This is a genomic window from Psychromonas sp. SR45-3 (assembly GCF_014163575.1).
Taxonomy (GTDB): Bacteria; Pseudomonadota; Gammaproteobacteria; order Enterobacterales; family Psychromonadaceae; genus Psychromonas; species Psychromonas arctica.
Genome location: NZ_JACJDP010000039.1, coordinates 14796 through 37983, shown reverse-complemented (window position 1 = coordinate 37983; position 23188 = coordinate 14796). Strand labels below are relative to the sequence as shown.

The 23188-nt window shown below is 38.2% G+C and carries 18 protein-coding genes; 14 read left to right on the top strand and 4 right to left on the bottom strand.

The window, feature by feature from the left end:
• Window positions 1–634: 634 nt before the first annotated feature.
• From apt to H5084_RS16170, 3 genes are read left to right on the top strand one after another with little or no spacing between them, the layout of a single operon-like run.
• On the top strand, window positions 635–1180 hold the full coding sequence (gene apt / locus H5084_RS16180; protein WP_028869847.1) for an adenine phosphoribosyltransferase: 546 nt from the start codon (window positions 635–637) through the stop codon (window positions 1178–1180).
• A gap of 3 nt (window positions 1181–1183) precedes the next feature.
• Window positions 1184–3838 carry a DNA polymerase III subunit gamma/tau gene (gene dnaX / locus H5084_RS19975; RefSeq protein WP_182691506.1) on the top strand — a complete coding sequence of 885 codons (2655 nt, stop codon included), beginning with the start codon at window positions 1184–1186 and terminating at the stop codon, window positions 3836–3838.
• Between the two features lie 38 nt (window positions 3839–3876).
• On the top strand, window positions 3877–4206 hold the full coding sequence (locus H5084_RS16170) for a YbaB/EbfC family nucleoid-associated protein (protein ID WP_028869849.1): 330 nt from the start codon (window positions 3877–3879) through the stop codon (window positions 4204–4206).
• 816 nt (window positions 4207–5022) lie between these two features.
• Here H5084_RS16170 and purU read toward each other — a convergent pair.
• The gene (gene purU, locus H5084_RS16165; RefSeq protein WP_028869857.1) at window positions 5023–5901 is read right to left on the bottom strand and encodes a formyltetrahydrofolate deformylase; all 879 of its coding nucleotides are present in this window, start codon (window positions 5899–5901) and stop codon (window positions 5023–5025) included.
• A gap of 433 nt (window positions 5902–6334) precedes the next feature.
• Between purU and H5084_RS16160 the strand changes: the two genes are divergently transcribed.
• The 3 genes from H5084_RS16160 to H5084_RS16150 all read left to right on the top strand — a co-directional run bounded on the left by H5084_RS16160 (window position 6335) and on the right by H5084_RS16150 (window position 7675).
• Window positions 6335–6922 carry a hypothetical protein gene (locus tag H5084_RS16160; protein ID WP_182691504.1) on the top strand — a complete coding sequence of 196 codons (588 nt, stop codon included), beginning with the start codon at window positions 6335–6337 and terminating at the stop codon, window positions 6920–6922.
• Window positions 6923–7044: 122 nt separating this feature from the next.
• Window positions 7045–7254 (top strand): SDR family NAD(P)-dependent oxidoreductase, encoded by a 210-nt coding sequence (locus H5084_RS19970; protein ID WP_182691502.1) that lies wholly within the window; start codon window positions 7045–7047, stop codon window positions 7252–7254.
• Window positions 7217–7675, top strand: a complete 459-nt coding sequence (locus H5084_RS16150) for an SDR family oxidoreductase (protein WP_182691500.1) — start codon at window positions 7217–7219, stop codon at window positions 7673–7675. Before H5084_RS19970 ends, H5084_RS16150 begins: the two co-directional genes overlap by 38 nt.
• 139 nt (window positions 7676–7814) lie before the next feature.
• Here the strand turns inward: H5084_RS16150 and H5084_RS16145 are convergent, their stop codons facing one another.
• A complete protein-coding gene (locus H5084_RS16145) occupies window positions 7815–8000 on the bottom strand; it encodes a hypothetical protein (RefSeq protein ID WP_182691498.1) in 186 nt (61 codons plus the stop codon).
• Window positions 8001–8204: 204 nt separating this feature from the next.
• Window positions 8205–9296, bottom strand: a complete 1092-nt coding sequence (locus H5084_RS16140) for a LacI family DNA-binding transcriptional regulator (protein WP_182691496.1) — start codon at window positions 9294–9296, stop codon at window positions 8205–8207.
• 296 nt (window positions 9297–9592) lie between these two features.
• On the opposite strand from H5084_RS16140, the gene H5084_RS16135 reads away from it, so the two are divergent.
• The 4 genes from H5084_RS16135 to H5084_RS16120 all read left to right on the top strand — a co-directional run bounded on the left by H5084_RS16135 (window position 9593) and on the right by H5084_RS16120 (window position 15752).
• The gene (locus H5084_RS16135) at window positions 9593–10762 is read left to right on the top strand and encodes a glycoside hydrolase family 88 protein (RefSeq protein WP_182691494.1); all 1170 of its coding nucleotides are present in this window, start codon (window positions 9593–9595) and stop codon (window positions 10760–10762) included.
• 29 nt (window positions 10763–10791) lie between these two features.
• A complete protein-coding gene (gene dctP / locus H5084_RS16130) occupies window positions 10792–11772 on the top strand; it encodes a TRAP transporter substrate-binding protein DctP (RefSeq protein WP_182691492.1) in 981 nt (326 codons plus the stop codon).
• Window positions 11773–11997: 225 nt separating this feature from the next.
• Window positions 11998–13923, top strand: a complete 1926-nt coding sequence (locus tag H5084_RS16125; protein ID WP_182691490.1) for a TRAP transporter large permease subunit — start codon at window positions 11998–12000, stop codon at window positions 13921–13923.
• Window positions 13924–14009: 86 nt separating this feature from the next.
• On the top strand, window positions 14010–15752 hold the full coding sequence (locus H5084_RS16120) for a DUF2264 domain-containing protein (RefSeq protein ID WP_182691488.1): 1743 nt from the start codon (window positions 14010–14012) through the stop codon (window positions 15750–15752).
• A gap of 94 nt (window positions 15753–15846) precedes the next feature.
• Here H5084_RS16120 and H5084_RS16115 read toward each other — a convergent pair whose 3' ends face one another.
• Window positions 15847–16986: a Gfo/Idh/MocA family protein gene (locus H5084_RS16115; protein ID WP_182691486.1), complete on the bottom strand. Its 1140-nt coding sequence runs from the start codon at window positions 16984–16986 to the stop codon at window positions 15847–15849.
• Window positions 16987–17240: 254 nt separating this feature from the next.
• Here H5084_RS16115 and H5084_RS16110 point away from each other — a divergent pair, with 254 nt between their 5' ends.
• The 4 genes from H5084_RS16110 to H5084_RS16095 all read left to right on the top strand — a co-directional run bounded on the left by H5084_RS16110 (window position 17241) and on the right by H5084_RS16095 (window position 21914).
• Entirely contained in the window at window positions 17241–17381 is a 141-nt protein-coding gene (locus tag H5084_RS16110; protein ID WP_182691483.1) for a hypothetical protein, read from the top strand.
• Window positions 17382–17542: 161 nt separating this feature from the next.
• Window positions 17543–18265: a hypothetical protein gene (locus tag H5084_RS16105; protein ID WP_182691481.1), complete on the top strand. Its 723-nt coding sequence runs from the start codon at window positions 17543–17545 to the stop codon at window positions 18263–18265.
• Between the two features lie 26 nt (window positions 18266–18291).
• Entirely contained in the window at window positions 18292–20631 is a 2340-nt protein-coding gene (locus H5084_RS16100) for an EAL domain-containing protein (RefSeq protein WP_182691479.1), read from the top strand.
• Entirely contained in the window at window positions 20628–21914 is a 1287-nt protein-coding gene (locus tag H5084_RS16095) for a hypothetical protein (RefSeq protein ID WP_310735766.1), read from the top strand. Before H5084_RS16100 ends, H5084_RS16095 begins: the two co-directional genes overlap by 4 nt.
• The last annotated feature ends 1274 nt before the right edge of the window (window positions 21915–23188 follow it).

Below are 23188 nucleotides of genomic sequence, written 5' to 3'. Positions count from 1 at the left end.
AGCTCTTACGGTACGTCCCTGTACCGAACGAGCTTAAGACAAACGTCCTGTTTGTCTTTACTAAAATAAGCTGTTGGCTTAGGAAAATTTAACGGTGGGATTTTGTTGTTGTGTTTGGGCTAGGGCGTTTTGTAGATAATGGCTTCTTCTTTAAAATAAAAAGTCAAAAGCATAAAGCAATTAACCACGAAGGCTCGAAGGATGGAGAAGGGTAGGTCAAAATCATTATTATTATTAAATAGCATTTAAAGTTTATATTTATTCACTGGTTTTTGTTTCGCTTTTCTTCATGCTCTCTGTGCAGCATAGCGGCTTCGTGGTTGCTTTATGTTTTTAAAATCACAAGCAAAAAGCATTAACCACGAAGGAGGGAGAAGGGGGGACCAAAGGCGTTATAAATAATGTCCATATTTCAATCTTTATTTTTATGTTTTCGATGTAGCTTAGTGGTTTAGTGATTGCTTCAATTTTTAAATTCATGCCTTACTTTTGCATTCAATTCATATTACTAAGCTAATCAGATTATTTTTCATGCAACAAATGAAAATAGTTACGCACTTTTGGCCAAGACAACTTGCACAACCGCAAGCAACTATTTACCCTTATGGCATTAGATAATGACAGGACATAAAAGATGAGCACGGAATCACTAGCACTAATCAAAAATAGTATCAAAAGCATCGACGATTATCCGTTGCCAGGTATTACATTCAGAGACATTACCAGCTTGATTGAAAATGGTGCTGCTTTTGCTGCTACGATTGAATTATTCAAAGCTCGTTACAACAACCAAAAAATCGATAAAATAGTCGGCACGGAAGCGCGTGGCTTTATTTTTGGTGCGCCATTAGCCGCAGCTTTAGGGGCAGGTTTTGTACCGGTTCGTAAACCTAACAAACTACCTCGTGAAACTATCGAAGAACACTATGAGTTAGAATATGGTAACGATACTTTGCAGATCCATAAAGATGCCATTAAACAAGGCGAAAAAGTATTATTGATAGATGATCTATTAGCCACTGGCGGAACAGCTGAAGCATCGGTTAAATTAATTCAACGTTTAGGTGGTGAAGTGATTGAAGCTGCTTTTGTTATTTCCTTACCAGATTTACATGGCGAAGATAAATTATCCACAATGTCGATTCCTGTTTTCTCTTTGATTGAATATGCGGGTGAATAATTAGTGAGCTATCAAGTTTTAGCACGAAAGTGGCGACCACAAACTTTTAAAGAAGTGATTGGGCAACCCCATGTATTAACCGCATTGGAAAATGGGTTAGCACAAGATCGCGTCCACCATGCCTATTTATTCAGTGGCACGCGTGGTGTTGGTAAAACAACTATCGCTCGTATTTTAGCAAAAAGCTTAAACTGTGAAGTAGGGGTTACTGCAACACCCTGTGGAAAGTGTGCGAATTGCCAAGCGATTGATCAAGGGCGATTTGTAGATTTATTAGAAATCGATGCTGCTTCTCGTACTAAAGTGGATGATACCCGTGAATTATTAGATAACGTGCAATATAAACCGGCGCAAGGGCGTTATAAGGTTTATTTAATCGATGAAGTGCACATGTTATCTAAGCACAGCTTTAATGCATTATTAAAAACCTTAGAAGAGCCGCCTGAGTATGTAAAATTTTTACTAGCAACGACGGATCCGCAAAAGTTACCAATCACTGTATTATCTCGATGCCTACAGTTTCATTTAAAAGCGATTTTACCAGAGCAAATAGAGCATCAATTAGCCGAAATCTTAAAGCATGAAAAAGCAACCTTTGAGCAAGCTGCATTAGGTGTTATTGCAAAAGCCGCTGATGGTAGTATGCGAGATGCATTGAGTTTAACGGATCAAGCCTTAGCATTCGGTGCAGGACATATTGAATATGCCGCCGTACTTAAAATGTTGGGTACGATAGACCAATCTCATTTACATTATTTACTGCATTTCATTGCTTCGGGTAATAGCCAAAAAGTATTTGAAAAAATTCAAGAGTTTGTGCATTTAGGAGCCGATTTCTCAGCATTACATCAAGAGCTGGCGAGTCTGTGTCATCAAATTGCATTAATTCAACTACAGCTTAATGCTAATGTCAGCAAAAAAAGTGCAGTGCAGCTGCTCGCTGAGCGCTTAACACCTGAAGAAGTTCAGTTATTTTATCAAATCGCAGTACAAGGGTTTAAAGATTACGCCTATGCGCCAAACGGAAAAATCGCATTAGAGATGACTGTGATGCGTTTGTTGGCGTTTAAACCCGCCAATTATGTTGATATTGATGAATCAATGTTGGAACAGGTCAATCAAAATCAGCCTGAATTACCTGCTGTATCAAATACAATAGCAAGCGCAAAAGCTGAATCAGAACAGCATTTATCACCTCAGTCAGCACCGACGATTGCCACTGCACCTATTGTTGAAACTGCGCAAGCGCTAACAGCCGCTCCTGCTTCAGAGCCCAGTACTATTGAGTCTAATATTGTTGAGCCTAAAATTGGTGAACCTAATATTAACGAGCGTGATGTTACCGACAATAGCGCAACTACACCTACTAGAACACCTTCTGATGCAGTCAATTCAGAAATCGTTACTGGGCAACCCATTGAACAAGCTTCATCTGCAGACTATCAACAATACTCGAATGCGGAAGTTGAGCAATATCATACAAACCCAGAACAACATCATCAAGCTACTAATTATCAGCCTGTAACGCAAGACAATAACCCTGAAAATAATATAGCACATCATGCTGTGGCACCGGTTACTTCGACGGTGGCTGACACAAGTCAATCTCGCAACATGTTACGTAGTCATCGTTTGAAAAGAGAGGCGTTAAAAAAGACTGAAGCGGCAACTGAACAACAATCATCGAACATTCATGATCGGTCTGTCGCAGCAGTAACAACACCTACCCCTCAAAAAAGTGTAGAAGTGACGAAAGCTAGAGCGCCTGAAATGGCGGCGAAAGCAGGAGATAAAGTTACAGCGCAATCACAGCCGCCAGTGAAAGCGAGTAATGAGCAAGAATTACCCCCGTTGAGTAGCTATCAGGAGCAGCCTCCTCAAGGTGATTATAACGAATATGATGCTGGTGGTTATTTTGACCAACAAGCACCGAATATGCCTGAAGAGTATGCGCCACAAAACAATTATTCAGGTGATTCAGTATCAGCAAAAGATCACTCGGCAGATGCTGCAAACGATCATAATATAGCTCCGCTTGTGAATGCTAATTCGGCACAATCTATTCAGCCTAAGCCTGTTCAAGAAAAGCCTGTCAAACAAACGGTTCAAGCACCTATTCAACCAGTGCAATCTCAACAGAGCCCGCCTCAAGCGATCGTCAATAATGATATTTCAGCACTCAATACGGGGCAGCATAATGCCACGGATGTTGAACTGATTGGTAACAATAACTTACAAACACTTGAGATTGATATCGCGAGTTATGTCGAAGACAAGATGACCGATGAATGGTTCTTAGCAATTAAAGCAATGCAGTTGGTGGGGTTTGAAAAGCTATTAGCGAAGAGTACGGTGATGCAAAAAAACGAACAACATATTCAGCTAACGTTGCATGAATCACAACAACATTTACTAAATAACCAAAGCTTATGTGAAGATTTAAAAGCTAAACTGCGTGATTATTACGGGCAACAGTTCAATATTACTATTGAAGCGGGTAATGCAGCAGGCAGCCATACACCGATGGAATTAGAACAAATCGTTTATCAGCAATATTTAGATAATGCCAAATTATCGATTAAAAATGATCCAATTGTACAAACCTTTGTGCGAGATTATGCCGCAAAGGTCTATGAAAATAGTGTAGTGCCGTTATAATCGGACACATTAACCTTAACTTATAAAAGAGAGAAATTATGTTTAGTAAAGGCGGAATGGGCGACTTAATGAAAAAAGCCCAAGAAATGCAAGAAAATATGAAAAAAGCACAAGCTGAAATTGCCAATACTGAAGTTGTTGGTGAGTCAGGTGCTGGCTTAGTAAAAATTACATTATTAGGTAACCATAATGTACGTAAGGTTGAGATCGACCCAAGCTTACTAGAAGACGATAAAGATATGCTTGAAGATTTAGTTGCAGCAGCAATGAACGATGCCGTACGTCGTGTTGAAGAAGTAAACAAAAGCAAAATGAGTGGTTTAACAGGTGGTATGGATTTACCGCCAGGTTTTAAAATGCCTTTTTAGGCTAAATTAAAACCAATAATTTGGCTCTCATTCCCTTTACTGTGAATAGCGAGAGCCATTTATAGCATTCTCTCATCACTACCACTTTAAATTTTAAAACCTTTTACTATCAATCACCTAGTAATATTCATTTCTCACATTCTAAAATAGTTATCCTTTTCTTATCACTTTGCATGCGACTAGATATTGCTACCCGATATCGCCACAACATAACCATTACCACTGTGGACGAACAAACCCAGCGTAAAGATTTCCCAAGCTAAACCTAAAGCAAAACTATCAAACTAAAAGCAGTATTCACACGCAGAGCATTTGGAACGAGGCAACCCGAGTTTTTGTAACACAAACAATGCAAGTGCAATTTATTTGCAGAAGCAGGGTAGTCAATTAATCCCTTTCAATTTACAAACTAAGTCGATCAACGTGGCTGCAATATCCCCACCGTAAAGTTTTCCCAAGCTAAATCGACATTTTAGCAATCGCAAACAGGACGTTTGCGATAATGTCAGAATGGCCACGGACGGCCATCCTGACATGCTGCGTTTAAAATGACGCTTTAGATAGGATAAGAAAACGCCCCGGTGTCAGTCTCTTTGCCGCCTTTCTCGTCTGATAATAGAAAGACGTGTCGCCGACAGGGCGAAACCACTGCTAATAACGATCAAACAACCACGACGAGCAAAGACGAGCCCAATGCAACCACTGCTAATAGCAGATCAAACTGATCTGACGAGCTATAACTCAAAGAAAATTTAAACAAAAGCTGCACTTTCATGCAGCACGTAAATTATTTGAGCCTTAATAAACCTTGAATAGCTACTTGGAAAATACCACCGTTTTACTCCCGTTCAAGAAGATACGATGCTCAATATGCCAACGTACTGCGCGTGACAGAGTTAAGCATTCGATATCGCGGCCCTTAGCGGCCAAATCTTGCGGGTAATAACTATGGTCAACGGTTTCTACACATTGACTAATGATGGGACCTTCATCAAGGTCATCGCTGACGTAATGGGCTGTTGCTCCCACCAATTTAATACCACGGTCATAGGCTTGGTAATAAGGCTTTGCACCCTTAAATCCAGGTAATAACGAATGATGGATATTAATTGCTTTACCGGACAGTTTTTTCGACATTTCACTGGAAAGCACCTGCATATAACGCGCTAATACCACTAAATCAGCGTTACTATCTTCAATTATTTTAAGCACTTTTGCTTCTTGTTCTGGTTTTGTCTCTTTAGAGATTGGTAAATGGTAATAAGGAATACCATGCCATTTAGCGAGTTCTTCTAAGTCAGGATGGTTTGATATGATCGCCGGAATTTCAATATTAAGGTCACCGGTGCGGTAACGATACAAAAGGTCATTCAAACAATGATCATGCTTAGATACCATGATCACTACTTTGGATTTATAAGGTCTAGATGCTAATTGCCATTGCATATCAAATTCATTAGCACGTAATTGAAATTGCTCACAAAAGTCTTCGCGGTTAAATACCTTATCCTTATCTGCCCTAAACTCTACACGTATAAAAAAGCGATTTTCAGTCGTATCAACAAATGAATGAATCTCATTAATATAAAAACCATGTTTAAATAAAAAGCGAGTAACCACATCAACAGTACCCGGTTTGCTAATGCAGTCTGCAGTGATGATGTGAGTTTGTGGTATTGATTTGATATCAGACATTGTCGATCCTTGATTAAAATGTAAAAAGCCACCTAGCCTGATCAAACAAGCTAAGCTTCTGTTCGTGTTACGGGTAGGCGTGTCTTAAAAACGGACCTAACATCCTGTTAAATAAAGTAATACTTCATTATTAAGGTGTTAAATAAAGTTCTGTTTAAAAGAAAGCAATAATTACTCAATGTTGTTGCTAGTTTGTTGAATCAATCGTTAAATATTAACAAAACGTTAACCTATACAACTCATTGCAACTTGTCGTGAATGAATAATAAAATCTGTGCGCTAGTCTTCTAAAAGTGTTTCAGTAATATGATCAGTAAGTGCTTTTGAAGAAGAAATTTAATCGACTTATAATCGATAGCTAGCGTATTTTAAAATCGTTCAGATAGGTTTATAGTAGCTCGATAACTTTTAATATATATTGGGAGTAAAGTAAATGAAACATATGGTTATCTGTTTAATGTGCTTGTTCAGTAGCATGCTGAGTGCGGCAATTAATGAAATTAATATCATTCCCAATGCAACAAATTCAATTAGCAAAGCAGTTAATCTCGTCCAGCCTTTTAAAGATCGTATTACCATTTCCCTAGAAATTCAGGATCAAATTGCCAACGCTAGCCTAATTATTGTAGCCAACAAAAACGATAAAATAAGAGCGAGTTTACAGCTCGAAACAAGCATGTCGATTCAAGATGAAGGTCCACATTTAGATTTACTGGACTGGAAACATTGCACCAGTGATTGGTTAACGCTTCACAATACCGCTACCCATCAATTTAAATTACCTGACTTTGATAACATCGCGTTGGGTTGCTTTCCTGAAGTGACGCTTGCTGAAATTAAGCAAGCTGTTTTACAACACGATGGAGAAGAGTGGATGCCACTATTTGATAGGGATTCATTCAATAAAGAGATGAATCTCTTAATCGGTATCAGTGCCGCTAGGATTAAAATAGAACAAATGGTTGAGGGTAAGTGGGTGGTGGTGACAATAGTAAACTTTAATATTCCCATCGGATGTTAAGATACATTGCCCAATACCAATACCAATACCAATATCTACTCAATTTATTCGATAATAAACACCATTAAGCATTAATATCTCATTCTGTTTAAATAACAACTAAACCATAAGGAATCACTGCAATGACTAATACCACCAAAACGGCCTTAGTAACCGGTGCATCGCGAGGCATTGGCCGCGCAATAGCAGAACGTTTAGCTAATGACGGTTATTGTGTGATTGTAAACTATGCCGGTAACAAAGAGAGTGCACAGGAAACGGTCAATATTATTCAAGCGAAGGGCGGGCAAGCTGTTGCTATACAAGCAAATATCGCCAGAGGGCTTGGCTGATTTTGATAAAACCATTCAAACCAACTTACGTGGTGCCTTCCTAGTACTTGCTTATGCCGCACAACACTTAACAGATGGTGGACGAATTATTGCAATCTCTACCAGTGTTATTGCCAAATCATTTCCAGCTTATGGTCCTTATATCGCGTCAAAATCCGGAGTAGAGGGGTTAGTACACGTACTCGCTAACGAGCTTACTGGCCGCAATATTACTGTGAATGCGATAGCTCCGGGTCCAATTGGTACAGAGCTATTCTTCACGGGTAAATCAGAAGAACAAATCAATGGCATGGCAAAAATGTCTCCTTTAGATCGCATTGGCACACCAGAAGAAGTCGCCAACGTAGTTGCAAGTATCGTTGGTCCAGATGGTAATTGGATAAACTCACAAGTCATTCGTGTCAACGGTGGTTTAGCATAATAAGTGCATTTCATTCAAACGATCTAAAAACCTGCTGTCTTATTGGTAACTGATGCATTCACATGTGCTAATTAAGTGGTAGGTTATTCATCATCATTCTTGTTGAGGGAGTATTTTACTGCCCTCGACAATTTAAACACTAAAATTCCGCTGCAAATTCAATATAAAAAAATAATAACAGCGCGACGGTTAATCCGTTTATAAATATTGCATTAGCTGCAAAGTCTTGAGGACTATAACTATAGTCAACGTTCTCAATGCCTTGACTAATAATTGGCCCTTCATTAAATTCATCGCTTTCATAATGAGGAGAGTACCCACTCATTTAATACTGCAATCGGCTTGATAATAAGGTTTCGTATCTTGAGCGGTGATGGGTATATACCCATGTTAGTTCAAGATACTTATTGGGCTTAATCACGAATATCAGAGCAGACCATATTCGTTAATGACCAGGCCCTTTTAGCATATAGTGCTGAGTAATGAGCGAAATCCGATAGGACAAAGCAAATAAAACCAACCATTGTTGTTATAAAAGGTTAGCAACAGAACCTCGCTCGATTAACTCAACGGATACGCTAGAACGTGTCGTCGTTTTATTTACGCTATTGGCGCTAGTCACCAGTTTATGCAAGGCTGTTTGAGCAATTTTATTATAATCGGTAGCGATTGTTGTCAGTGGTGGTTTAGATATTGCGCCCATCCCTAAATTATCAAAACCAATAACAGAAATATCTTCAGGTACGCAAATACCAACACTTGAGAGGGCTTCTATTAGGGATAATGCGATCATGTCACAAATGCAGAAAACTGCAGTGCACTGATCGAAAGCATTCTCTTTTATCAATAAGGGTAAAATCTCTCGAGCGCCAAAATCTCCCGATGGATTAGTGATTAATGCTTCACCAGCCAACCCTCTACTAGATTTAACTTTATCGATGTAATCAATGAAATCGATAACAGTATCTGCTCTATTATATTCTATACCTGACATCGTTAACGCACGTAGAAAACCTTCCGTTCGCTGGAAGGTCGAGTGTCGGTCGTTGGCCGTGAGTATTTTTATACTTCGATGACCATTTTTAATAAAATAATCGGCTGCCATAAACCCACCAAACTCATAATCTGGAGAAATACTCTGTGTTTTCATATAGGGGTCTACGCCGTTAATGATAATAACAGGGGTACTGTTTTGGGCTGCTAAATCAATGATATCTTTATTTGGGTTACCTAAAACCAATAATGCTTCGGTATCATTGAATTTTTGACTGACTTGGTTTAAAGATGTGAGTTGATTAAACATCGACATTTCGAGTTGAATAAACAACTTATTCGCTTCAATTTTTAACTCGCTTAGTAGGTTTCCATAAAAAGTATGAGAGGCCACTGCGGAATCGTCGCAGATTACCGTTAATTTATTAAACGGTAATGATATATCAACACTTTTTCTTTTTTTTACATAACCTATTTGTTGAATTACTTTTTGTACTCGAGATATAACTTCAGGTCTCACCAGAGGATTATCGTTTAACACTCTAGAAACTGTTGCCTTTGATACCCCAGATAACTCTGCAATTTGCTCAAGAGTAGGTTTGCGTTTAATTATTTCTTGCTTATTCAAGGTTGAGTCCTTGTTTTAATTGTTTTTAGATTTTACCAAAATAGTGCAACCCGAGTTAACGTTAGAAGGCAGTCTAGCACTTTTTAATACATAATCCATTAATTAATGAAACGTTTCATAAAGATAAATGTTTCAGTGAGGTGAGTTTAGTCACAGAAATTATTTTAACACCTCTATACCATGTTTCAGGCAAGTTAAGGGGGAGTTAAGTGATTTAGATTTTGATTTGAACTCTTTTTCTGAAATGTTTCAATTTATGACCATGAGTTGTTTCTTGAACAGGTGAGGCTTAATAAATGATGAATGACTTGGAAAAAATAAAATTAAATATTGTTGATAGTGTTGTACGTAACGCACCCATTATTGGTTTAAGAAATCCAATGATAGGTGCAGGCGCAGATAAACATCAATGGATATATCCTGAAGAATATTTTTGGACTGATTCTTTTTGGACGGGTGAGCTATGGCTTGCTTATATGGTTACCGGCAAGCAAGAGCTAAAAAATATGGCTCGTATGCGCAACGCACATTTACAAAAAATATTAAATACACCGCTTTGGTTAAACCATGATTTAGGTTTCGAGTTTAGCCTTTCAGCAGTTGCTGATTACAAATTGACAGGTAATTTAAAGGCTAGAGAATTGGGTTTAAGAGCAGCAGAAGCCTTAAGGAGTCGATACAACTGGAATGGTGAATATATTGTTGCTTGGACTGCTGGGGCAGAAGATAAAGCACATGCCGAAAGTGTTCAAGGTAAAATTATTATCGACTGTATGCAGAATTTACCTTTATTACTTTGGGCTTACGAAGAAACTAATATTGAGTCATTTAAACAAGTCGCGATTGGACAGGCTGAAACTTCACTTAAGTATTTAGTACGCGATGATTTTAGCACTTATCATACTTTTGACTTCGATCCTGTTACCAATAAACCCCTAAGAGGCTGTACACATCAAGGATACAGTGATGAATCATGCTGGAGTCGAGGCCAAGGTTGGGCAATACATGGTTTTGCACAAGTGGCCATGATGACGGGTGATCCTCGTTATGCAGAGTTAAGCGAAAAGCTGACTGAATATATGCTCGATAAAATCACTGACGACATGGTGCCTATTTGGGACTATTTACTGCCTGAGCATGAAACGCAATTTAAAGATACTTCTGCAGGATCTCTTACTTCCGCAGGCCTTTATATTTTATCTGAATACTTTAGTAAACGTGGTCAAAAAGATAAAGCTGAATACTATCAAATAATTGCAACTCAAATGTTATTAGCATTGCATCAAAATTATGACTTGACGCAACAAGAGGGAGCACAAGGTTTGCTTTCTAATTCAGCATCTTCAGTACCTCATTCGATACAACGAAACTTGCCTAATTTGGCAAATGCAATGCTTCCTTATGGAGATTATTACTATTTTGAAGCAACTTTACGATCAATTGGACATACCAAGTTTTTTTGGTAAACAACAAATAAAATAAGGAAAGGTGATGTATGAAAGGTCTTAAATTAAAACTATTACTTGTAAGCGCTTTAGTGATGGCTACAACCAACTTACAGGCAAAAACTTACAAATTTGCGACAAATATTCCTAGTAAAGATGCCGCTGGTACTTTGCTAACTGCAATGGGCGAAAATATTAAAGATCGTACCGAAGGGCGAGTTAAAATACGTTTCTTTTGGAATGGTACTTTAGGCGGGCAAGCTCAATACTTACAACAAGTGCAAAGTGGTGTAATTGACTTAGGATTAGTTAATAGTGCTACCTTAGAAAATTTAGCTCCTGAAATTACAGCTGTGAATCTACCTTATGTATTCCGTAGTTTAGATGAATACAAAAGTACAATGTTGAATCCTGAAGTTACAAAAATTATTGAAGATTCAATTGCCGCTAAAAATGTTTACTTATTCGGGTTTCTCAGTAATGGTTTTAGAAGTATTTACACAACTAAACCGACTTCATCATTGCAAGATTTAGAGGGCCTTAAGCTAAGAACATCCCCTAGTGAAACCTATATGACCTTGGTGCGAAATTTAGGGGCAGTACCGACACCAATGGACTTTGGAGAGGTTTACCCTGCGCTGCAGCAAGGAATTATTGATGGAGCAGAAGGTGGTTTAGCAGGTCTCTGGGAAGTGAAGTTTGGTGAGGTATCAAAATATGCACTACGTACTGAGCATACTAGATTGACTGACTTTCTTGTTTCCAGTGAAAAATTTACTAAATCAGTCAGTGCTGAAGACATGAAAATAGTGAAAGAAGAATTCTTAAAAACCAGTAAAGAGTCTTTCAGTGCAGTAGCGAAGCAGATTGAAAAATCTGAAGCGTTAGCCGAATCTAAACTAGGCGTTCAATATACGATTATTGATAAAGAACCACTTATCAAACGTATGCAACCTATGTATGACAGTGCGCTTGCTGATCCTGTTAAATCTAAATTATTGGAAACTATATTTAAAATACAAGGACGTTAGGCTTTAACTGGCAAGAAGCTTCTTGCCAGTTTCTCTATTTTAGACCAATTAATTTAGTGAATAAATCAGATGTTGTATAGGTCATATTCGCACTGGCAGGCCGTGAGCGTGCGGGAAAGCATCTCTTATTTAAAGCTCATTACGCAGTTAGGGGGATCTCACTTAACTAGATTAAACAGCTATTTAATTTCTTGGTAATCGTATATTGCATATTAGGATATTCGCATGAATCAGTTAAATTCAACAAAACCGGTGGTCATCGAATGTAAGCCTTGGTCTTTTAACCAAGCTTTGGAAAAATTTTTAAAAACAGTGCTCGTTTCATTACTTGCTATCATGAGTATTCTCATTGTTTATCAAGTGTTGGTGCGATATGTTTTTAATTCTCCTAGTGCAATGTCTGAAGAGTTACTACGATTTTCGCTAATTTGGCTAGGGATCCTAGGTGCTGCATTGTGTTTTATTAAATCAACACATCTCAGCCTACCGTTATTACTGGATCATGTTGCGTCATCTACACGCAATAAAATGAATCTATTTAATCTCTACATGTATGTGTTACTTGGTGCTGTGATGACTTGGGGAGGGTATGTAGCATCATCAAAAAACTTCAGTATGTTAACCCCAACCATGCAAATACCTTTGGGTTTTGTACAAAGTGTTTTCATTATTAGCGGTCTAATAATTGCCGGAAGTCAACTCTATAAAATATGTCAAGATATCAGTAAAAACCCTAAACAAGGGGTTATATTAGCAATCTATATAGCGTTGTCGATTTTCATATTCTTTGGATTTACCTATGTAAAAGGCTTAGATAGCTTTGATACATATCTTTATGACAACATTGAAATAATTTCTTTCTTTATGTTGTTTGTTTCATTTATATTTTTCCTTCTAATGGGAACATCAATTGCTGTTGGTTTAGCATTTTCGGGCATATTTACGTTATTTCTACAAATTGACTTTGTCAATCTCATTGGCACCACCAGTGAGAAATTATTCAGTGGTTTAGATAGTTTTGGCTTTTTAGCTCTGCCTTTTTTCATTCTTGCGGGGAATATTATGAATCAAGGAGGCATTGCAAAGCGACTCATAATTTTTGCTATGTTAATTGGTAAACGAATTCCTGGCAGCCTTTGGCAAACGAATATTGTCGCAAATATGATGTTTGGGTCACTATCTGGTTCTGCTATAGCAGCCTCTACAGCTATTGGTGGAATAATAACGCCAATGGCCAGAGAAAAGAAATATGACATGCCTTTCTCAACAGCCGTTAATGCAAGTTCATCTATTGCAGGAATGCTTATTCCACCAGCGGGTGCTTTTATTGTTTACTCTATGATCACTGGAGGGGATGCATCAATTGCTGCCTTATTCTTAGCAGGTTATTTTCCAGGGCTTATTATTGGTGCGAGTGTTATGTTGGTGGCTTATCATTTTGCTAAAAAAAATAACTATCCGGTAGATACGACACACTACGCATTAGGTGATATTGCCAACATTATTTGGCGCGCATTACCAAGTATGTTCCTTGTTTTTGTTGTTATAGGAGGAATTATTGGAGGGATGTTTACTGCCATTGAAGCCTCTGGTATTGCCGTAGTATATAGCCTATTGCTAGCGCTTTGTTATAGAACACTGACTATCAAAGGCTTAATTAAAACGCTTTATGATTCTGCTTTAAGTAGCGCGGTGATCTTATTCTTAATTGCTTGCTCTAGCTTGATGAGCTGGTCAATGACCTTCGCTAGTATTCCGGAGGTGGTAGGTGAGATGCTAATTGCAGTGAGTGATAACAAATATGTCATTTTATTGGTTATTAATATCACTCTATTACTGGTTGGTGTGTTTATGGATATGGCACCAGCACAGCTTATTTTTACGCCTATTTTATACCCTGTCGTGACTGGGTTAGGTGTGGATCCAGTACATTTTGGCGTGATCATGATTTATAACCTATCAATGGGCATCGTAACTCCACCTGTTGGTACAGTATTATTTGTCTCATGTGGTATTAGCGGTGAAAAAATTACCAATGTAATTAAACCTCTTCTCCCCATTTTCTTAGTACAATTTATCGGGTTGTTATTAGTCACCTACCTTCCAATTATTAGTCTAGGTTTACCTCGATTCTTTGGCTTAATAAATTAAAAGGATGAATTAATGAAGTACTCGTTATTCTCTGGCAACACTATAGTTAATAAAATTGACATTCAACAACTAGCGAAGGACTTAAAATGAAGTATTCATTATTCTCTGACAACCCTATGGTTAATAAAGCTGATTTTCAGCAGCTAGTGAAAGATTTATTTGAACCATTGATTCCATTTTATGAGAAGCAAGGTTCACTGATTGATTTTGATGAAGGCGGAGCTTGTTTTGACATGGTCGCAAGTTCACTGGAAGGTGTTGCTCGCCCATTATGGGGGTTAGTGCCTTTACAGCTAGGTGGTGGCAATTTTGAACACTGGGGATTAATGCGTCAACTGATCATACAGGGCACAGACCCTAGCTCAAATGGATACTGGGGTATTTTACATGATGTTGACCAACGTAGTGTAGAAATGGCCGCAATTGGTTTTTTTATCGCTCTATTACCAGAACAAGCTTGGCAACCGTTAAATAAAGCACAGCAAGAAAACTTAGCGATTTGGTTAGCCAGTATTCAATATAAAGAAACATCGCATAATAATTGGCTCTTTTTTACTTTAATCATTCAACATGCTCTTAAAACAGTGGGTCGAGAAGATCTAGTTGACTTGAAATTGGAACAGAAATTCTTAGTTAAAATAATAAACTGGTACCTAGGTGATGGTTGGTATGGTGATGGCAATATTGAAGCAATTGATCACTATGGTGGTTTTGCTTTACATTATTACAGTCTCATTTATGCAACAAAATTCGATCACAAAAATGATCAACTAGCTAAACTTTTCAAAGCAAGAGCAGATGCGTTTGCAATTCCATTTAGTTACTGGTTTGCAGACAATGGCGATACCTTAGTTCAGGGACGTTCATTAACTTATCGTTTTGCCTGTTGTGGTTTTTGGGCTGCTTACGCCATTAGCGATAATACGGTATTCACTCTAGGCCAAATTAAAGGATTTTGGGCAAGGCATCTACGCAGTTGGAAAGATAAACCAATTTTTACCGAGAGCGGCATTCTTACGCGTGGTTATAGCTACCCGAATCTACAAATGTGTGAAGTCTATAACTCACCCACATCACCGTATTGGGCAATGAAAGCATTTTTACCTTTAATGCTTGCTGATGATGCTGAATTTTGGACAAGTAAAGAAGAAGCTATTGAATATCTGGCTGAAATACAAGCGATGCCAGCAAACAAAACCATTGCTCAACGTGTTGATGGCAACTCAATTATTCACTATGGGGCTGCCGTTCATCCTGGTTTTCAGCTAGATAAATATAATAAATTTGCTTATTCAACCTTCGGTGGAATGGACTGTAATGCTTTATTGTATTCAGAAAAATTGAGCTTCGGCGATAATATTTTAGCGCTGAGTTTCGATGGTGGTTGTAATTGGCAGATGCGACAAAAGAATCTTGATGTGAGTATCGAGGGAGCTAGGCTCAATATAACGTGGTCAACGGGTAAAATAAATATATTTACAACCATTGATGTTGGCGTAAATGGTCAGTGCATCAGAACCCATTCATTTGCTAGTGATGAGGATGTTTGGATCGTAGAAAGTGGTTTTGCTGTTGGTAAGTGGTATCAAGAAGAGCTGATAATGAATGCAGGAAATCATACCCAAAATAATGAGGCTTCAGAAATAGCTGTTAAAGGCAGTAATGGCACTTCAGTAATAAAAAGCTTAGATAAACATCTAAAATCTATACATGTCACTACGCGAGTTAATAGTGATGCATCTTTTCCTCGCAGTGCAGTTCCTTTTTTATTAACTAAATTAAAATCAGGAAAGCATATTATCTCAAGTCAGTTTAAAATGAATAAATGATTTTTTGCTGGTTAAGTTTCAATATTGATAGTTATTATCGGTCTCCTTAGTCACCATCATAAAATGGTGGCCGATAATAAGTACCTGGAACTGGTTAGGTACTTTTTTTACTCGATTTTAAAAGTGTTGAGTGTTTGATTTTATTATTTAACAGTTCTTCGTATGCACCCCCATCAAGTGGCATTTCAACGGTCATCTCTTTAAAAGATGAAAAAATCATCGCATTAGCTAGTTCAACTGATTTAACACCTTCTTCAGCTGGTGCGATAAGAGTTAATTCTTTATCGAGAATACAATCACAGAAGTTCTCTAAAATGACTTGATGCTCCTGCGTTTTCTGCTCTTTAATTTCAACATCTATCTTCTGTACTTCAGGCTTTGAAAACCCTTGCTTTGCTTGCTTACTAAATATTGACATTTCTTGCTGATTACGGGTAAAAGTGAGCTTATCGTCTTCTAAGACAAATTTTCCTAATTCTCCTGTTACCTCTAGTCGATTTGTTCCCGGCGCTTCTCCTGTTGAAGCAATAAATATACCTGTAGCACCATTTTTAAATTCACAGTAAGCAGTTACGTTATCTTCAACTTCAATCTGGTGGTATTGACCAATTTGGCAGAATGCTCTCACCTTGATGGGGAGGCCAAAAAACCATTGAAAAAGGTCAAGCTGGTGAGGGCATTGATTAAGGAGAACACCTCCTCCTTCTCCTTGCCATGTACCTCGCCAGCCACCGGAATTGTAATAGTGTTCAGTTCTAAACCAGTCCGTAATGGTCCAGTTAATTCGACGAATTTCGCCAAGCCCTCCATCTTCGATTATTTTTTTTATTGCTAGGTGGGCAGGCTTTGTTCTCTGGTTGAACATTGCTGCAAAACGAAGATCTGGTCGAAGGTTATGTGCGGTAATCATTTTTAGGGCATCAGCTTTATGAACTGCAATAGGCTTTTCAGTCAAGACATGAAGGCCTGCTACGAAAGCTTTTAATGCGATTGTGGTGTGCTCGTAATGTGGAGTTGCGATGATAATTGCTTCAATATCGCCAGAATTTATCATTTCATCCACATCGTAGTAAGCTTTAGCATTTATTTTTTTAGCGAATATATCGGCTTTATTTTTTTGTAAAGCACAGATAGCGGTAATATTTGCGGTAGGCATTTTACCCAGCGTAGCAGCATGGGCCATGCCCATATTGCCGATACCTACAATACCAATATTTACTTTTCTGTGTAACATTAACATATCCTTGTGCCTGAAAGATCCTACTCACATCTTACTTGAATAGGCTCTTTCAGGCACGAGTTCCATGCACTGAGTAGATCACAATGTGAGCTAGCGATTATTATCTTTTTGATTGTTGTAATGGAGACCTTTTTGTTCAAATGTTAATCAAAGTAATCAACTGGCAAATAAACAAAACATTCAATTATCGCAGCTACAAAATGAACAGTTTATTATTTTTAATCGTGATGAAGCACTCGGCTTGTTCGATGAAACAATTATGCTTTGTAAACACTAAAATTCCGGTGCAAATTCAATATAAAAAAAATAATAGCAGCGCGATTGTTAATGCGTTTGTAAATATTGCATTAGCTGAAAAGCATGAAATACAGCAAAGTATGACAAGTTAAATAGGATGAAAAGCTTTTGTATTGAGCTAGATTCAGATAAATTAACTTTAGTACCTAATTTTGAGTAATCAGCTTGATAAAAATATTTTAAATTCAAAATATTCAGACAGATAAAACTGGACTACACTCAACACTTATTTGTATTTTACCTTCAGGAGCTGATGTTGAAACATTCTTTATTCTTTCGATTTTTCGTTATTCGTTTTTCACTTTTACGTTTGGGTTTACCTATTTTTTCAGCGCTTATCTTCACGTTTGCATCGACCTCGGTACAAGCTTGCACAAAAGAGGATCCAACTTGTGTTCAAGTACAAGTAAACAATGTAAACAATCAACCTTTGGCTAATATGGTGGTATATCTTGAACCGTTAGCAAATCAAGTTGTTCCCCAACAACATAAAACGGTTGAAATTAGCCAACATAGCAAATCTTTTATTCCCTATATCAGTGTTAGCCAAAAATCCGATAAGGTTAACTTTGTGAATAAAGATGATATTACCCATCATATTTATTCAGCCGATAGTGAAAACAAATTTTCTTTTAAAATTCGCGCCGGTGAGACTGATTCATCAGCACATTTTGATCACGCAGCTGAAATTGCTATGGGATGTAATATTCATGATTGGATGAGTGGTTACCTTTTAGTTGTTGATACACCATATTTTGCTAAAACTAATGAGCAAGGAGTGGCGAGTTTTACATTAACTGAATTAGGAAAGTACAGAGTGGTGGTTTGGCACCCACAAATGCGTGCTAAAAATAATCGCATGATAATAGAAAAAAACCTATCAAATACAGAGAACACAACATTTACGCTACAAAAAGCGATGGATGATATACCCGTACAAAAAAGTGATGATTTCGATTTTATTTCCGATTACTAGCCGCAGAAAATAGAAGAAGTTAATGCATGAAAAGTTTACAGAATAAAATATTTTTATTTTTTGTCATCCTATTATTAATGGTTCAATCGATTGCTTTTTGGACCCTTTACAGCGGTAAAAAAAATCAAGAAGCAGCAGAAATCAATAATCGTTTAACCACTGCAAAAACAATTTTTACCGAGTTATTTGATCGCAGATTGACTTACCTATCAACGTTTGCTGAAACTGTCGCTAAAGATTATGGCTTGAAGGAAGTGTTTAACGAAGATACGCGCAGTTTATTGTTTGCTTTAAATAATCATAGAAAGCGTATTGATGCTGACTTAGCGATGACAATAACAGCAGAAGGCGTCATCAATGGCCAACTACAACGATACTTCATTAATGGAAAAGATAAAATTCGACAAGGCGCAGAACGAAACACTATTTTTCGTTTTAATGAATGGCTCGGTGCAGGACAAGCCGCCCATCTTTATATGATTGACGATGCACTTTATCAACTGAGCTTATCACCCGTTACTGTCGGCGCTAAAACATTAGGGTGGATTGCTTTTGGCTTTGAAATAGATCACCGATTAGCGAGTGAATTTAAAAAAATAACCGACTTAACTACTGACTTTATTATAAAAGATGAAGGTAAGTGGCGACTAATTTCAATTAAACCAAATAACACAAACTACAATCGTGCACTTGAATTAGCAGTGCAAGTTATTGACAATAAAACGCCAGATAAATACATAGCAACGCGCACTCTCATAAACGAGTTCGACGATAAAGAACTAGGCGTGGCGATGCATGGCTTACGCGCTAACTTTGTGGCGTTATTACAAGAGCAATGGTGGAAGTTCTTATTCCTAGCTGCGTTAACATTATTGTTATCGCTCACGAGTGCTTATTTTATCGCAGCTTCTATCAGCAAACCTATTAAACGCTTAGTGACTCAAGCAAAAGTCATTGCCAGTGGTGATTATCAGCAAAAAGTGTCGTTAAAAGATAAAAATGAAATAGGCCAACTTGCTGAGGAATTCAATCAAATGCAAGCGGCAGTATTATTACGAGAAGAAGCGATCACTCATAGTGCAAATCATGATCCTCTCACCGATTTACCGAACCGTAATTTACTTAATAAGACAATTAACCAACTGATTGCACAGCAACAAAGCTTTCAAATTTTTCATTTAAACCTAAGTCGATTAAATGACGTAAACGATACATTAGGCCGTGATGTTGGTGATAAAGTGATCAAAGAGCTTGCTAGTCGATTACAGCACTTACACCAAAAAAACAATTTTAAAGCGTTAGCTCATACAGGTGCGGACGAATTTGTTTTATTGATAGAAAATATGAATGTAGATGAAATTGTCACTCAACTCAACGTTCAGCTGGAGCCTACATTTAACTATCAAGGTATTAGTTTACACTTTCAAGTTCGAGTTGGGATTGCAGCTTATCCTGAACATGCGACTAACGCTAAGTCATTATTACAAATGGCTGTTATGGCACTTCACAGTGCAAAAAAACAAAGTAAATTAGTGCAAATTTATCACCCAGATCTTGATATAAATACAGTTGAACGTTTAAATTTAATTAATGATCTAAAGCAAGCGATTCCTGCAGGGGAACTAACGTTACATTTTCAACCTAAAATGTGTTTAAAAACCAGAAAGGTAACCCATGCTGAAGCCTTAGTTCGCTGGGAACATCCCACTTTAGGTATGATCCCACCTGATAATTTCATCTATATCGCTGAGCAAACCGGTCAAATTAAAGCCCTGACTCGTTGGGTGTTTATTACTGCATTAGCGCAATACAATGCTTGGAAAACACAAGGCATAGATTTAAATATAGCCGTCAATATTTCAGCTGAAAACTTAAAAGAAAGTGACTTTCATCAGTTTATTTATCAAAGCATGATAGCTGCCAATGTCCCAGCAAAAAAAATCACACTTGAAGTCACGGAAAGCTCGGTGGTAGAAGATCCTGAAGCCGCGATTAAAGTCTTAGCTGAGTTTAAAGACTACGGAATGAAAATTTCTATTGATGATTACGGAACAGGCTATTCCTCATTAGCACAATTAAAACAATTACCCGTACATGAATTAAAAATAGATAAATCATTCATCCAAAATATTGAAAATGATGAAGACGATCGAATTATAGTCCGCTCGACTATCGAGCTCGCTCACAATATGGGGTTGCATGTTGTCGCTGAAGGCATAGAAGATGAGTTTGCATTAAATTGGTTATCAGATCATGGTTGTGAATTGGCACAGGGTTATTACATCAGCAGGCCTAAACCAGCAATCGACTTAACACCCTGGTTATTAGCTCACTTAAACATTAAAGAAACTAAGGGAAGTGTGTGATTAATACAGGCATTAAGTATTTACATTTTACATTGCTTGTTGCTTGCCTTACGCCACAGGCAGCTATTGCTGCTGAATATAATGCTCATGGCATCTTAGATTTTAGAGTTAAGCACATTAACTCCTCTGATCAAGGTTATCTAACGGGTGGGCAAGGTAAATTAGGCCTCGGTGATGGAGTGCATTTTTCAGCTGCACAAATAGGTGCTGATTTATCTGTCTCATGGGACAATGGCCTAAGTGCTCATGGTGTCTTTAATGCCTATCCAGAAGCAACAGGTGATGGAGAAAAATCCGCCTTAGGATTGACTGAGATCTACTTAAAATACCGTTCTCTGCCCAATAGTGCCGGTTATCGTATTCAAACCAAAGCTGGCCTTTTTTACCCTGAAATCTCACTTGAAAATAATGCCTATGCGTGGGCAAGTAAAGATACCTTAGACTCATCAACATTAAATACCTGGATTGGTGAAGAAATTCGAGTAGTCGGCACAGAAATAAAAGTAACGCGGTTAGGTCGAATAAATAACGATAAATATGATCTGTCCTTTTCAGCAACAGCCTTTGTCAATAACGATCCAGCAGGGGCTTTACTAGCTTGGCATGGCTGGGCAATAAGTAACAGACAAACACTTTGGAATGAACAACGTACTTTCCCGTGGTTCCCTGCACGTGAAGAGGGAAAAAACTTAGCAGGGCAAGCGCATAAATCAGATCCTTTTTTAGAGCTCGATAGCCGTGTTGGATACCATACAAGAGGCGAGTGGAAACTAAGAGGAAAAGGCTCAATATCGGCAGGCTATTATGATAATAGGGCTATCCCTTATAAAGTAGTTGATGGTCAGTATGGTTGGCGAACACGTTTTTATCATCTAGGGACACGCTGGCGTTTGAGTGATAATTTATCATTAACAGCGCAGTACTTGTCTGGCGATACCTTGATGCAAAGTAAAGCAAAAGAAGATGTGGTTAACAATGATTATGCCAGTGGTTTTGTTGCTTTACATTATAATTGGCACGCTTTAGTCGCCAATAAAAAGCATAAAAGTACACTGAGAGTTGAAGACTTTTCAGTGACCGATAATGATAAAACAGAGGGCGATGATAACAACGAAGATGGCCAAGCATTAACACTTAACCATAGTTACCGACTGAATAAGCAGTGGTTTTTATCCGCTGAGTTCACTGTTATCGACAGCCACAGGCCAGCGCGCGCTTATACTGGACAACCTGTTGATTCAGTAGAAACACAATGGCAATTCGCAACTCGTTATTTTTTATAAGCCTGATTTGCATAAACAGTGTAGCTAATTAATCCATTTCAACTTACAAACTACATCGATCAACGTGGATAAAACATCATCACCGTAAAGTTTTCCCAAGCTAACATGATGACAAAGCGACCTTAAGACAAAGTGTTTTATCCGTTGAGCAATCAGTTGAATGATCAATTTCAAGCGACAAACCATATTGAACACCGTGGCTGCAACAATCTCACCGTAAAGTTTTCCCAAGTAATCCATTCCTTTTAGCAAAGCCAAACAGGACGTTTGGCTTAAGCTCATTCAGCACATGGATACGCTGTATGAGCTGATGCGTTAAAAAAGGAATTGATTACTTGGAACAGAAAACGCCCCGGTGTCAGTCTCTTTGCCGCCTTTCTCTTCTGATAAGAGAAAGACGTGTCGCCGATAGGGTGAAACCACTGCTATTAACAATCAAGTTGCCCCGACGAGCATAGACGAGCCATAACCTAAACCAAACTCAAGCAATGTAAATGTAGTTACTTGCAGAAGCCTATCAATTAATCAATCCATTTCAATTAACAAACTAAGTCGATCAACGTGGCTGCAACAACCCCACCGTAAAGTTTTCCCAAGTCATCCATTCCTTTTAGCAAAGCCAAACAGGACGTTTGGCATCAGCTCATTCAGCACAGGGATGTGCTGTATGAGCTGATGCGTTAAAAAAGGAATTGATTACTTGGAGCAGAAAACACCTCGGTGTCAGTCTCTTTGACGCCTTTCTCTTCTGATAAGAGAAAGACGTGTCGCCGACAGGGCGAAACCACTGCAATAAATATCAAACGGCCACAACCAGCGCAGACGAGCCAAAGCAAATAACACTCAAACAGCCACAACGAGCGCAGACGAACCACATAACTCAAAGCACTTATTATTAGCCTTTGATTTTAAATCAAAAAGGATCACCAACTTTTAATTCAATGTAGCCTCAACAAAGCCATCACTCACAGTGGACGAACATCACCACCGTAAAGTTTTCCCAAGTCATCCATTCCTTTTAGCAAAGCCAAACAGGACGTTTGGCTTAAGCTCATTCAGCACATGGATGTGCTGTATGAGCTGATGCGTTAAAAAGGGATTGATTACTTGGAGCAGAAAACGCCTCGGTGTCAGTCTCTTTGCCGCCTTTCTCTTCTGATAAGAGAAAGACGAGTCGCCGACAGGGCGAAACCACTGCTATTAACAATCAAGTTGCCCCGACGAGCATAGACGAACTAAAGCAAATAACAATCAAACTGCCCCGACGAGCAAAG